This window comes from Maribacter hydrothermalis, from assembly GCF_001913155.1.
GTDB classification, from domain to species: Bacteria; Bacteroidota; Bacteroidia; order Flavobacteriales; family Flavobacteriaceae; genus Maribacter; species Maribacter hydrothermalis.
Map to the genome: position 1 here is coordinate 282,292 of NZ_CP018760.1, position 12,940 is coordinate 295,231.

General features: G+C 33.8%; 12 protein-coding genes. 5 read left to right on the forward strand and 7 right to left on the reverse strand.

The window, feature by feature from the left end:
- Positions 1–33: 33 nt before the first annotated feature.
- The 4 genes from BTR34_RS01280 (at position 34) to ric (ending at position 3,386) form a co-directional block, all read left to right on the forward strand.
- Complete coding sequence (locus BTR34_RS01280; RefSeq protein ID WP_068487038.1) at positions 34–1,488, forward strand: vanadium-dependent haloperoxidase; 1,455 nt, start codon at positions 34–36, stop codon at positions 1,486–1,488.
- A 190-nt stretch (positions 1,489–1,678) separates the two neighbouring features.
- Positions 1,679–2,068 carry a group III truncated hemoglobin gene (locus BTR34_RS01285; protein ID WP_068487036.1) on the forward strand — a complete coding sequence of 130 codons (390 nt, stop codon included), beginning with the start codon at positions 1,679–1,681 and terminating at the stop codon, positions 2,066–2,068.
- Between the two features lie 93 nt (positions 2,069–2,161).
- Positions 2,162–2,596, forward strand: a complete 435-nt coding sequence (locus BTR34_RS01290; protein WP_068487034.1) for an RrF2 family transcriptional regulator — start codon at positions 2,162–2,164, stop codon at positions 2,594–2,596.
- Positions 2,597–2,657: 61 nt separating this feature from the next.
- Positions 2,658–3,386, forward strand: coding sequence for an iron-sulfur cluster repair di-iron protein (ric, locus tag BTR34_RS01295; protein WP_068487032.1), 729 nt, complete (start codon positions 2,658–2,660; stop codon positions 3,384–3,386).
- Positions 3,387–3,637: 251 nt separating this feature from the next.
- Here ric and BTR34_RS01300 read toward each other — a convergent pair whose 3' ends face one another.
- The gene (locus BTR34_RS01300) at positions 3,638–4,846 is read right to left on the reverse strand and encodes a hypothetical protein (RefSeq protein ID WP_068487030.1); all 1,209 of its coding nucleotides are present in this window, start codon (positions 4,844–4,846) and stop codon (positions 3,638–3,640) included.
- Positions 4,847–5,063: 217 nt separating this feature from the next.
- On the opposite strand from BTR34_RS01300, the gene BTR34_RS01305 reads away from it, so the two are divergent.
- A complete protein-coding gene (locus BTR34_RS01305) occupies positions 5,064–6,878 on the forward strand; it encodes a hypothetical protein (protein ID WP_068487091.1) in 1,815 nt (604 codons plus the stop codon).
- Positions 6,879–6,932: 54 nt separating this feature from the next.
- Here BTR34_RS01305 and BTR34_RS01310 read toward each other — a convergent pair whose 3' ends face one another.
- From BTR34_RS01310 to nosZ, 6 genes are all read right to left on the reverse strand, one after another.
- Positions 6,933–7,715: an ABC transporter permease gene (locus tag BTR34_RS01310; protein WP_068487028.1), complete on the reverse strand. Its 783-nt coding sequence runs from the start codon at positions 7,713–7,715 to the stop codon at positions 6,933–6,935.
- Positions 7,708–8,418, reverse strand: a complete 711-nt coding sequence (locus tag BTR34_RS01315) for an ABC transporter ATP-binding protein (RefSeq protein ID WP_068487026.1) — start codon at positions 8,416–8,418, stop codon at positions 7,708–7,710. Before BTR34_RS01315 ends, BTR34_RS01310 begins: the two co-directional genes overlap by 8 nt.
- Positions 8,418–9,599 (reverse strand): nitrous oxide reductase family maturation protein NosD, encoded by a 1,182-nt coding sequence (locus tag BTR34_RS01320; protein WP_235843276.1) that lies wholly within the window; start codon positions 9,597–9,599, stop codon positions 8,418–8,420. The genes BTR34_RS01315 and BTR34_RS01320 overlap by 1 nt, the downstream gene beginning before the upstream one ends.
- Positions 9,600–9,752: 153 nt before the next feature.
- Positions 9,753–10,184 (reverse strand): nitrous oxide reductase accessory protein NosL, encoded by a 432-nt coding sequence (locus tag BTR34_RS01325; protein ID WP_068487022.1) that lies wholly within the window; start codon positions 10,182–10,184, stop codon positions 9,753–9,755.
- Between the two features lie 22 nt (positions 10,185–10,206).
- Complete coding sequence (locus tag BTR34_RS01330; RefSeq protein WP_068487020.1) at positions 10,207–10,824, reverse strand: LPXTG cell wall anchor domain-containing protein; 618 nt, start codon at positions 10,822–10,824, stop codon at positions 10,207–10,209.
- Between the two features lie 121 nt (positions 10,825–10,945).
- Complete coding sequence (nosZ, locus tag BTR34_RS01335; protein WP_068487018.1) at positions 10,946–12,907, reverse strand: Sec-dependent nitrous-oxide reductase; 1,962 nt, start codon at positions 12,905–12,907, stop codon at positions 10,946–10,948.
- Positions 12,908–12,940: the final 33 nt, after the last annotated feature.

The following is a 12,940-nucleotide window of genomic DNA, read 5'->3' on the forward strand; positions in this document are numbered from 1 at the left end:
TGACCGTCAAGCAAAAGCTTAAAGACCAATTACATGAAACGTATTTTATTAGTATCCCTCATTTTCAGCTTTTTATCTACAAATGTAATATTTGGACAAAAAAACCAAGAGGAACCTACGGGAACAAAAAATGTAGCTTATCAATGGGGTAAAATGGCCTTAGATGCTACAGCTTCTGATACCGAAAAATTTAAACCAAGACCCACAATAACTTCTAGATATTTAGGATTAATATTCATCTCCATTTTTGACGCATGGTCTAGATTTGACGAAAATGCTATTCCCGTATTCATGAATAATGTTGATAGAAGACCTATAGGTGAGCAAATAGTATCGAATAAAGAAATTGCTATTAGCTACGCAGCATATGGCACTATGAAAGAGTATTATTATTCCGATACTGAAATGTTCAAGGAATTTATGATAGAATTAGGTCTTGACCCAGATAATAATTCACTAGACCCAACGACACCTGAAGGTATTGGTAATTTGGCAGCTAAAGCCACTATTGAAGCTAGAAAAAGTGATGGCAGTAATCAATATGGTGATGTTGAAGGCTCTAACGGAAAAGCTTATTTTGACTACACCTATTATAGCCCTGTAAATTCTGCTGACGAAAACAATGACATTAACCGCTGGCAACCTAAATACTTCTCGGATGGCAATGGCGGGCAATATGCGCCCGGCTGTCTAACCCCATATTGGCAGAAAGTTACTCCAATTACAATGACTTCAGCTGACCAGTTTAGACCTGGCCCACCACCAATGTTTGGCTCGGAACAGTTAAAACTTGAAGTAAAAGAGGTTATAGAATTACAGGCCAATCTTACAGGTGAGGAAATTGCTTTAGTTGAATTTATGAGAGATGGACCACAATCTGTACAACAAGCAGGACATTGGTTAAAATTCGCCCAAGATGTTTCTCGCAGGGATAATCACACTTTAGATCAAGATGTAAAAATGTATTTTTTAACTGAAATTACAGCTATGGATGCTTTTATAGCTTCATGGGATTCTAAAATGTTCTACGATTATGCAAGACCGTATGCACTAGTTCATGAATACTACAAAGACAAAACTATAAAAGCGTGGGGCGGACCCAGCAAAGGAATCGTAGAAATGAAAGGTCAAGAATGGAGACCCTATTCTCCAGACATTTTCCTATGCCCTCCTTTTCCTAGTTATACTTCTGGACACAGTACTATAAGTGGAGGTTGTGCCGAAGTTCTACGTTTGTTTACAGGGGATGATTATTTTGGCGAATCTGTAGAATTGGTACCTGGCACATTAACTGAAGTAGATGCCGCTTATTATGGAAAACCGATTACTATAAATTTCCCAACGTTTACTGAAGCCGCAAATATGGCAGGTATGTCTAGAGTTATGGGTGGTTACCATATACAGGCAGATAATATTGCGGGACTGCAATTAGGTAGAGATGTGGCCGTACAAGCTTGGAAATTTTACAATGAACATTTAGGTAATTAAAAAATCGAATATGAAGAAGGGATTCGAATATGATTTCCTTTTTTATTCTATTTTTTAACGTATGACAATACTCATATTTTAAAATTTCTTTCAAATAGATATTTGTATTATCATAAAGGTATTTGGTTAAGTGTTGTTACGAGAAATACCTTATCTACATTGAATCTAGTAAAATCGTATTTTTGAACTGATGAAAAAAGAAATTGAATCCCGAATTGATGTGCAATTGCTTGTACACTCATTCTATGATAGAATTAGAAAGGATGCAATACTTGGTCCAATATTCAATGAAATAATTTCTGATTGGGAAACCCATTTAGAGCTCCTGACAGATTTTTGGGAAACGCAACTTTTTCTAAAAAGAAAATACCTTGGTAATCCTGTAACTGCTCATCAAGAAGTTGATGATAGAACAAATGGAACCATTACTACCGAGCATTTTGGCATGTGGCTAAACCACTGGTTTGCAACTATAGACGAGCTATTTGATGGGGAAGTTGCCTGGATAGCAAAAAACCGAGCGCAAAAAATGAGCACAATGCTTTTTATGCAAATGTATCAACATAGAAATAGAGCCTAGATTATAATCATAACCCAATAAAAATTTAATTCGGATAAACTTGTCTGAGTTTTAATAATTAGTATCTTTGTACTACAAAATAAGGTGAATAAAATGTTTTCAAAAGCATGTGAATACGGAATTAGGGCATCAACTTATATAGCATTAAGTTCGCTTGACGGTACTCGTGTGAGTTTAAAAGAAATTGCCGAAAAAATAGATTCGCCTGTTGCGTTTACAGCTAAAGTTCTACAGCAGCTCACAAAAAACAGTATAATAAACTCTGTAAAAGGCGCCTCTGGCGGCTTTGAAATTGAAAAAGAAAATATTTCTAAAATTAAACTAGACCAAATCGTGTACGCTATAGATGGAAATAATGTATATGCGGGTTGTGGTCTTGGACTTAAACAGTGTAATGCTATTGAGCCATGCCCAGTTCATTATAAATTTGTACAAATACGAAGCGATTTAAAGAATATGCTTGAAAACACAAGCCTTTATGATATGACCATTGGTCTTGAAGAAGGACTCACCTATTTGAGGCGCTAAAAAAATTTAATTTTAATTAGGACAATTTTATCCGAATTATGTATAACTAAAATATAAAAAAATGATACAAACAATTGGCGAAATAGTTGCTTTAGACTACCGGACAGCACAAGTTTTTAAAAACCATAAAATTGACTTTTGTTGTCGTGGCAATCGTTCCTTACAAGAAGTAGCACTAAAAAACAACCTAAATATAGAAACTCTTACGGCAGAACTTAAAGCGGTAACCGAACAAAATACCGATGATATTATAGATTTTAAATCTTGGCCCTTAGACCTTTTAATAGATTATATAGAAAAAAAGCATCATAGATATGTTGAAACACAGAGTATTATTTTAAATCAATATTTAGATAAGCTATCTCGGGTTCATGGCAATAATCATCCTGAACTATTTCAAATAAAAGAACTCTTTAATGCTTCTACCGGGGAATTGGCAATGCATATGAAAAAAGAAGAGTTAATACTATTCCCATTTATAAAAAAAATGGTAAAGGACAAACAAACCGGGCAAGATTTGAGTGAATCACATTTTGGTTCTGTTTCCAATCCTATAAGTACAATGATGGATGAACATGATAATGAAGGGGAACGTTTTAGAACAATCGCAAAATTGACCAATGACTATATAGCTCCTGCAGATGCATGTTCTACCTACAAGGTTACCTACTCTTTATTACAAGAATTTGAAAATGATTTGCACCGCCATATTCATCTAGAAAACAACATACTTTTTACAAAAGCCAAGGAATTAGAAAAGCAATTAACCTTAGTAAACAATCTCGGGTAAGGCCCGCAAGGAATTGAATAGAAAATTCAGTTAAAATTTCGTTGCAAGATTGCTTACTTGGCAGGCGTCGGAGCATTTAAATCTTGATTATCAAGTAAAATTATAAATAGAACATATGTCTATCGCTTAAAAGTTTAGGCTTTTTAAAAGAGCAAGTTCTAATTAATGTGGCAGATTTGCATGGCAAATTCCTCATAACAAAAATTTACACGGTATCTCTTTCAGTATTTTAAAAATGATGCCGTGTAATATTAATTTTTAAGCTTGCCCTTATTACTATTAATTAACATACTTAGAACTGCTACTAAAATAAGTAGACTTGCTACGGCTAAAACAAGATAATACGATGTAAATAAAGTAATTGATTGCCACGAAGTAATGCCTTTATAGAAAATAAGCACTTCGGTAAGTATAAAACCAAAAATGTATACTAAATAGAGCTTTTTGTTTAAAATAAGTAATTGAAAATAATCTAGAAACAAGAATAAGCTAATGGTTACAACGCCTAAAAATGTTAAATGCAAATAGCCTATAGTAAAATCTAAATATAGTATAGCTAAATCTGCAAAATAAGGAGCTGAGCTTAATAATTGTAGTAGCATTTTAATAGCCCATAACAGTACAATTACTTTAACAATACGCACATAAAAAGGAGAAAATATATTTTTAACCGAACACCAATGTTCTTTCATTAATTTTAACAAATCATAAAATGCCCAAAGTTGTAAGACAGCACCAACACCACCTAAAATATAATAGAAGATAGTTGGTTTTGTAAATAGAGTAGATAATAAAAAGGATAAAACAATTCCTAAATTCAATTTCCAAAAAAACTTTTTAAAATCGCTTTCTGGCATTAACATGCCCTGTTTTTCAAAAATGTAAAAAAGTATAGCAACAAGTGCCATAATCATCCATCCGTTATAAATAAAATGGAGATAGAAATAAATTGCCATTCGGTACCAAATAGATGCCGCGCCAAGGGTATTCATTATACCTCCTAATGCCCATGGACCAATACTTGAAATGAGTAAATATACTATAGCAACTTTTGCACATTTAAGTGACTGTGTTGAGTAGTATTTAGCAGGGACATTCTTAAAAAAGAACCAAGAAAACCAATAGGATGCAAATAAAAATAAGGTTGAAAAAACAATTGAAAATAAGGCATACCCTTGAAACGGAAAAGTCAATAACATGCCTATTATGGTTACTTGAGTGAACCAAAAAATTTTAGAGTACTTAGTCTCAATATCCGATTTACTTAAATATAACTTATAAAGTAATGTTGTAAGACCCAAATAAACCCAACCTAATAAAGCTACATGAGAGTGGGCATGAACTATAAATTTATAGGTAATCGGAATATCTAAAACCTTATAAAAACGAAGAATACAACCCAATGCCGCAGCAAAGACAAAATACAATAAAGCAGTTTTTGTATGTGTTTTTAAATTCATAATAGTTTAAATGCAAGATAGATAAATATGGCAATATAAATAGACTTAAAAAAAAGGTGAATTACTGTTTATACAACTAATCAACGACATTTTAACAACCAATTAAACCTGATAAAAATCATGTTTTAACTGCCTTCGAAAACCCAATTTTGCACACTATGGATTATGTTTAATGAACATTGACCATATCCTTCATAAAAATATAAAACTCCATTCTATGACTACAGCACATAATTTTCATATTCCAGTAATGGGTATTGGATTTACCATTGACACCCCTCTAAAAGTTTCTCAATACGGTATAGATTCTGTCATTTCACTTGTCGACGATATTTTATTAGAAAAACTGCGGAAAATGTACGCCAGCAAGAACAATTTATCTTATCAAGAAATTACGGATAAGATGGAAGACTTTAGAGCTAAGCGCATAACATCATACTTAGATTTAATACATCGGCTTGCTCAAGACAAATTTGAGCAGTTCAAAAACACCACAACTGAAACGGCTGAGGACATTAAAAAATATTTCAATGCACTGCCAGACTCTTCGACTTTTAAACAAGAGTATACGCAATTGATAAAAAACGATTTTAACCTTGCGGACATAAAAAAATGGGTAAAAGACAGCATGCCCATAGGTAGTATCGACGTCAACATTATGACGAAAGTCGATAAGGATAATTATGATAAAAAAGAAAAACTACCATCTGAATATAATGATGCTCATGCAGCTCTTAGAGGATATGCGAATAGTACGTTAAATTCATCGGTTGTTCTTTCCGCGGGTATGAATCCACGTTTGTATAGTTACATGGAACAATTTGAAGATTTTTATCCTAATACAAATGGTATTATAAAAAAGAAGATTGTTCTAAAAGTTAGTGATTACCGATCTGCTTTAATACAAGGCAAATTTTTAGCTAAAAAAGGTCTATGGGTTTCTGAATATAGAATTGAATCTGGACTTAATTGTGGTGGACATGCCTTTGCAACTGACGGGTATTTAATGGGACCTATTTTACAGCAATTCAAAGAAAATAAAGAGGAACTAATTAAAACAGTTCATGAACTATTAATTGCTGCACTAGAAAGTAAAGAACGTGCTTGTCCAAAAAAACCGATGGCTCTAAAAATTAGTGCACAAGGAGGTGTTGGTACTGCCGAAGAGCATCATTTTCTTATGAGTGAATATAATGTAGACTCTGTAGGTTGGGGTTCCGCTTTTCTTCTGGTGCCAGAGGCTACCACGGTAGACAAAGATACCTTAGACAAACTTGTAAAAGCAAAGGAAGATGACCTTTACCTAAGTAATATTTCACCCTTAGGCATTCCTTTTCATAGTCTAAAAGGAAACACTAAAGATGTTGAAAAAGAAAAACGAATCATAGAAGGAAAACCTGGAAGTCCTTGTCCTAAAAAATTTGTTGCCTTAAATAAGGATTTCAAAGAAAAAGGACTTTGTACCGCATCAAGACAGTACCAAAGTAAAAAGGTAGAAGAACTTATTTCACAAAATCTACCCAAAGCAGAATATGATTACCACTTTAATAAAATAACCGAAAAATCATGTACTTGTGTGGGCTTAGGCACTTCTGCCTTATTGGTATATAATCTTGATACAAAAATTGAAGGTGAGGGAGTATCGATCTGTCCTGGACCAAATTTGGCCTATTTTTCAAAAATAGCCACATTAGAAGAAATGATAGGTCACATATACGGACGAAACAATGTAATTCAACGAACGGACCGACCGAATATGTTTATAAAAGAACTACTTATCTATTTAGAATATTATAAAGAACAGATTGATGATTTTCGAATGAACATTACTGACAAGAGTAGAAAACAATTAGTGTCTTTTGGCAATAATTTAAATGATGGTATAACCTATTATCAAAATCTATTCCAAGACAAGCTAGAAGAGCTTAGCCCTTCGCCCACATGTGTTACTGTTCAGTTAGATGGATGCCGTATTATTCTAAATACGTTACAAGAGCAAGTTGAAACTGCAGAAAAAAAGGTATTGACATAGAAATATTATATCTCCCCTCTTTTTCAAGGAGGGGATTTTTTTTTACAGAGTTATCTAAAAATCTTTTTTCTTAGCTATTGACACCAATCGCCAAATGGGTAAAACAGTCCATAGAACAAGCATTAACATAGAAATTAAAAAGCCTTGGTCTGTTCCAAAGAATTTTTTGAATACCGCACCGGTATATCCTAATAAGGCAGAAATATCTAGCTTTAGTAGAATTAACGTTCTAGAAAGGTCTATTGGATTAAACATTGTTGCGCCTAACGAAAAACTGTCTAGCGGATATTCTTTAAAAATTATTAAAGACATTAAAAAGATTCCGTCATAAATTACAGCCAGAAATAACCAGAGTAATACGGCATAACCAAACCCCTTAATTTTATTTTCATTGGACAAAGCTATATTGAATGCTAATACAGTAAAAATTAACGTTAAAAACGCCCCAGTTACCAACAGCAAAGTGAAATCAAAAATAGCATCACTTTTAAATAGGCCATAGAGCACAAAAGGTATACCCAAACCTAACACCAAGCTTAACGTTAAAGAACCTGCCACACCAAAATACTGACCTAAAAAAATTGAAGAGCGCTTAATAGGTTGTGCCAGTAAGAGTTCTGTAAACTCTTTGGAATTGTAGAAATACATGATTCCGAAAATAGTACCTATTAAAGGTACTAGAATAATAATAACGTTCATTAAGGTAATGATAGCTTTTGATACATCGTTATTTAAGAATAACAATACAAAACCTAACAATAGGTAGAATAAAAAGTACACGTAGCTCCAACGGCTACGAATAAGGTCGTAAAAACTATATTTTAATATTTTAAGCATGGGTCGGTGCTGTTGCTATAGCCGCTATGGCGTGTTCTAAATCAGTTTGGTTTGTTTTCGTTTTCAATTCTTCTATAGTGCCTTTAAAATAAATATCACCTTCTAACAAATAAACGATTACGTCTGAAACCTCAGCCACAAACTGCATAATGTGAGAAGTTATCAAAACCGTTTTATTCATTGCTTTTTGTTCGCTTATTAATTTCTTTAAGCTTATTATAGAAGCAGGGTCGAGACCTGTAGTGGGCTCATCTAAAATAAGCAAAGGACTATCGAACATAAAAGCTAAAACTATATTTACTTTCTGCTTGGTACCCCCAGAAAGAGTGGAGAGTTTCTTATCTAAAAATGGCTCTAGTTTAAAAAGCGCAATTAATCTTTCTTCATTACTGGGACTTTGCCTAAGGTCCTTAATCATTCTAATTAACTCCTTTACTTTCAGGTTACCCGGAAAATTTGCAATCTGTGGCAAGTAATCTATTTCTTTTCGGTATTTCCAATTTTTCTTAATGGTGTTGCCCATAACCGATATGCTTCCCTTATCAGGAATAACCATTCCTAGTACACTTTTTATTAAAGTCGTTTTACCTGAGCCATTAGGTCCTAAAATTGCAAAAACACCACTTTTTTCAATGGTTAAATCTAAGCCAGATAGGACTATGTTTTTACCAAATTTTTTATGTAAACCTTCTATATAAATCATTATACTTTAGTTATTAAGGGGTTACTATCCATTAAATTATCTGGTGTAAAAACAGGCGAAACTTTCTCAGAAAAATCAATTATATCCATAAAAAGACTTCGTAATAATACTATGGTTTCTGGAGTCTTGTTTACAATGTATGAAAACAATTTTACAGGGCGGTAAGGAACATCTCCCACCCCATCTTTATTTAGATCGTAACCCGTGTAATCACTCCAATAATTACCGTCAAAAACATTGTCATTTAGCTTACTGTTATAAGAAATATCAAAAGAGTTATAAAGGAAATTATTACTACTAAAGAAATTAGAATAACAAGCCCCTAATACCTTTATGGCCCACCCGTTCTTAATAAAATTATTGTTTTTGTAATCTATTCGGTTAGAGCCTTCTATGTTGATACCAATAGTGTTTTCTTCAAAAATGTTTCCGGTAATTTCAGCGTCATTAATTTCCTTTAATAACAGACCAAATGCCGCTGTTCCCCAATTTTTCTTGAACGTATTGCCTATCATTTTTATGTTTTTGGAAAACATGACCGCTACTCCTGCGCCATTATTCTCAAAAACATTATTTGTATAGATATCATCATCAGAAAACATAAAGTGTAGTCCGTACCTTAAATTATTGGTACTGGCATTATTATTTATGGTTACGTTATCTGAAAACTCAAGATAAATACCGTCTCTAACGCCTTGTACTATATTACGATCTACTACAACATTATGTGAATACCATAATTGAATACCATTTCCTGAGTTATATTCGTCAACAGCATCACCAATTATTTTGTTGTGATACACTTTACCGTTATTCGATTTTTCTAAATAAATACCGAAAAATAATTTTTCTAAAACTACATTTTGTATTAAATAGTGTTCACTCCTAACCACCCTAATTGCCGCATAATCGGACGTGTAACTTGTACCTACATTAATAATAAACAAACCATCTATAGTGACGTTGTCAGCTACTATTCTAATGATTTCTCCTTTGTCTTCCCCATCTATTATAGGAAAGTCTTCTCCTAGAAGCGTTAAAGGTTTATCAACCAGTATATTGTATTCTTTATACGTTCCTTTCTTGATAAGTAAAGTATCAAAAGCTGACGCAACTTTTATGCCCTCCGCAACTGATTTTACTTTGCATTGGGAGCAAACATTGATTGTATTTGCAAACATCAAATTGTTGAAAAACAAAAAAATAAACAAAAATATAAAAGAGAGGTATCTCATCATTTAAATATAAGAAATTAGAATTTTTGTATGCCGTTTGTATGGATGTAGTGATTAAACTCCCGGACGTAACATTACTCTATTTGCATTCTTCTTTTATTATTTATATCGATTATTTAATTGTTCCCAAGTATATAATTCACCTTTATTATCTGACTGTGCTTTTTCTGCAGCTTCTTTTGTAGCAAAAGCTGTTAAATACTCTCCCATTGGACTTGGAATATTTTTGCTTATTAAATAGGTGGCCTGGGTAGCATCAATTAGTTCACCGGGAGCATTGTAGTCATTTACTAAAAATGTTTCAACAGTTGCCCTGTCAATTTCTTTTAAATGATTGAGCATACATTCAGAAGCATCAAAAGCATAACTACGCCCTTTTTTGGTCATAAATTGCGCTGCATGTTGCTTATCAACTATGGTCATACTACAAAAATGACAATGATCTGTGCCATAAGCTATTGTTTTTGGTGAATTTGTACAGCTTGCAGTAACTAACAAAACAAAAAATATATAAATTATTGAATTTTTCATGAAGTTTTGAGTTTTACCAATTTTATTGCGTTGTAGAATTTCTATTTTTCCATCCTAAATAAAAGGCAAGTAGCGTAAGCATCATACCTAGGAACATTAACCAAGCACCTGTTTCGGGTAACGATGTCACATCAAAATTTAACATCTTTGCATGACCTAATAGTGGTGGTTTATATGTCATAGGCGTGCCATCTGGGTTTGCTAACTTCATAATGGCATGTGGATCTAAATTAGTACCATAGTCCACCATCCATGCATTAAAATCATACATTCCCAATACACCCAAGATACTCATTAGTATAAACCAACCTGCAAACCATTTATAACTTAATTTACCAAAATAACCTAATAGACCAATAAGTACTCCCAAAGCGACCATTCCACCAATTACTATTGGAAATGTACTAAACTCCCACATGTCTTCTGGCTTAGGCAGGGTTCGCATACCTATATAGTGGTTTAGCCCATCAATGTTCTTTAAGTCGAATTCGTTCATATCACGGATACCGTCAATATGAATATTCATTCCTAAAGGCTCAGGATATTGAGGTGCCCCTAAAATAATATTCCACAATGGAAAAAAATACAATCCTATTAATAACAAAGGACCTATGATCATAAAGATACTTGCCTTTTTCATTTCTATCTAATTTTAATGATGTTTCAATTTAATAAGAATGGATACTTGAATTTGTTAAAAAAGCGGGCTAGTCCACAACGCAGCCCGCTTTTCATTCTAAAAAACAAATCACTATAAAGCTTTAATCTCCAAGAGACCAAGAAAGTTCTATATTTGAATCTGCTGGAGAAACTCTAACATAACCCTGCATTTCTTGGTGTAATGCGGAGCAAAAATCTGTACAATAGAAAGGCCATACACCTGGCTTCTTTGGTTCCCAAACAGAACTTTTTGTTTGCCCTGGCATAATTAACAATTCTGATGTGTTTTGACCAATCATTGCAAAGCCGTGCGGTACATCAAAATCTTGTTCATGGTTTGTAATATGAAAGTATACTTTATCCCCTACTTTAACTCCCTCTATATTATCGGGTGTAAAGTGGCTTCGTATCATTGACATGTAAATATGTACCTCATTACCTTCACGAACTACTTTAGCACCATCTGGAGAGGTTACAGCGTAAGGGTGTTTGTTCTCGTCCAAGCGGTATATCTTTTTAGATTTTGGTGCTAACAATTCTGCCGGAATACCAGCTGCATAATGTGGTTCACCATGTGTTGGGAAATCATAAATCAACTCCATTTTATCTCCTGTTATATCATATAACTGGGCAGAATGTTCCAGTTCGGGGCCTGTTGGTAAGTAACGGTCTTTTGTAATCTTATTCATCGCTACAACATATTTACCAAATGGCTTTCTTGAATTTCCACCAGGAATCATTAAGTGACCTACAGAATAAAAAGTAGGTTTTCTATCAATAACTTCCCATGTTCCTAATTTCCATTTTACAACTTCCGATGAGATAAAAAATGTAGTATATGCATTTCCTTTTCCATCAAACTCAGTATGTAAGGGTCCTAGACCTCCACTTTTAACTGTACCTGCCAATACATCTTCGAATTTAAGAATTGGAATACCATAAGCTTCCCCATCGAATTTTTTACCTTCTATTGCTTCAATCATTCTATCAAAAGAATGCACGGTTAAATCTGCAGATAATTTACCATTACCAATAATATATTGACCTGTTGGATCTACATCACAACCATGAGGTGATTTTGGGGTCGGCAAGAAATATACAGCCCCGGGTACTTTTAAAGGGTCTACAGTCAATACTTCTTTCTTCATGGTTGAAGTAGCGGTATGCGTAGATTCATCATAAACATTATGCGCATAATTAGCAGGCATTAATTCCCCGCCGCCATTATTAACGTACTCTTCAATTACTTTCCAGTTAACCGCTGCAATAAAATCTTTATCATTTTGCGAAGCGTTTACTTCTAATAATGAATTCGCTTCTTCTGTATTATAGGTAGTAAAGAAGAACCAACCATGAGATTTATCACGACCAGGGTGAGAAAGGTCATAATTGAAACCAGGCATCATTAATTGGAATTTAATATCCATATGACCATGCTCTGGGTCTACACTTATAAAAGAAAGAGCGCCCTTAAAGTTAGCTTTGTACTCATTAATAGGCATATCACGTTGTGGAACAGGAACTGAAAAACGAGTACCCGCCACTACATATTCTGTATTCTCGGTAATGAAAGAAGAACTATGATTACCAGCACTATTTGGTATTTCAATAATTTCTTCAGTTTCAAAAGTAGTCAAACTAATTCTAGCGATACGTGGAGTATTATTTCCATTAATAAAAATCCAACGACCATCTAGTTCTCCTTTAGATTGTGAAATATCAGGGTGGTGGGAATCATCCCATGGCACAAAACCAAAAGAAGTGTTCAACATTGGCTTTGTTTCTTCAGAGTATCCGTAACCAGAGGTTGCAAATTGAGAAAAAACAGGAATTTCTTTAAACATACGCCCTGAAGGAAGTCCGTATACCGTTAAGTTACCACTATATCCACCAGACATAAAGGCATAAAATTCATCTTGCTCGCCTGGAGCTACATAAACCTTTTCGGCGTTATTAGACGCCAATGCACTATTAGATGAACTTTCCCCGTTCTGATTACCACAACCCGTGAACATCAAAGCAGACCCAAATAGCGCTATTAATTGATATTTATACTTTTTCATTTTATTTTGATTAAGTGATTATTTTAAAGTTTA

Bases quoted from the DNA above. Each gene is read 5' to 3' on its own strand.
- BTR34_RS01280 (WP_068487038.1), top strand. From the start codon at position 34: ATGAAACGTATTTTATTAGTATCCCTCATTTTCAGCTTTTTATCTACA.
- BTR34_RS01285 (WP_068487036.1), top strand. From the start codon at position 1,679: ATGAAAAAAGAAATTGAATCCCGAATTGATGTGCAATTGCTTGTACAC.
- BTR34_RS01290 (WP_068487034.1), top strand. From the start codon at position 2,162: ATGTTTTCAAAAGCATGTGAATACGGAATTAGGGCATCAACTTATATA.
- ric (WP_068487032.1), top strand. From the start codon at position 2,658: ATGATACAAACAATTGGCGAAATAGTTGCTTTAGACTACCGGACAGCA.
- BTR34_RS01300 (WP_068487030.1), bottom strand. From the start codon at position 4,846: ATGAATTTAAAAACACATACAAAAACTGCTTTATTGTATTTTGTCTTT.
- BTR34_RS01305 (WP_068487091.1), top strand. From the start codon at position 5,064: ATGACTACAGCACATAATTTTCATATTCCAGTAATGGGTATTGGATTT.
- BTR34_RS01310 (WP_068487028.1), bottom strand. From the start codon at position 7,715: ATGCTTAAAATATTAAAATATAGTTTTTACGACCTTATTCGTAGCCGT.
- BTR34_RS01315 (WP_068487026.1), bottom strand. From the start codon at position 8,418: ATGATTTATATAGAAGGTTTACATAAAAAATTTGGTAAAAACATAGTC.
- BTR34_RS01320 (WP_235843276.1), bottom strand. From the start codon at position 9,599: ATGTTTGCAAATACAATCAATGTTTGCTCCCAATGCAAAGTAAAATCA.
- BTR34_RS01325 (WP_068487022.1), bottom strand. From the start codon at position 10,184: ATGAAAAATTCAATAATTTATATATTTTTTGTTTTGTTAGTTACTGCA.
- BTR34_RS01330 (WP_068487020.1), bottom strand. From the start codon at position 10,824: ATGAAAAAGGCAAGTATCTTTATGATCATAGGTCCTTTGTTATTAATA.
- nosZ (WP_068487018.1), bottom strand. From the start codon at position 12,907: ATGAAAAAGTATAAATATCAATTAATAGCGCTATTTGGGTCTGCTTTG.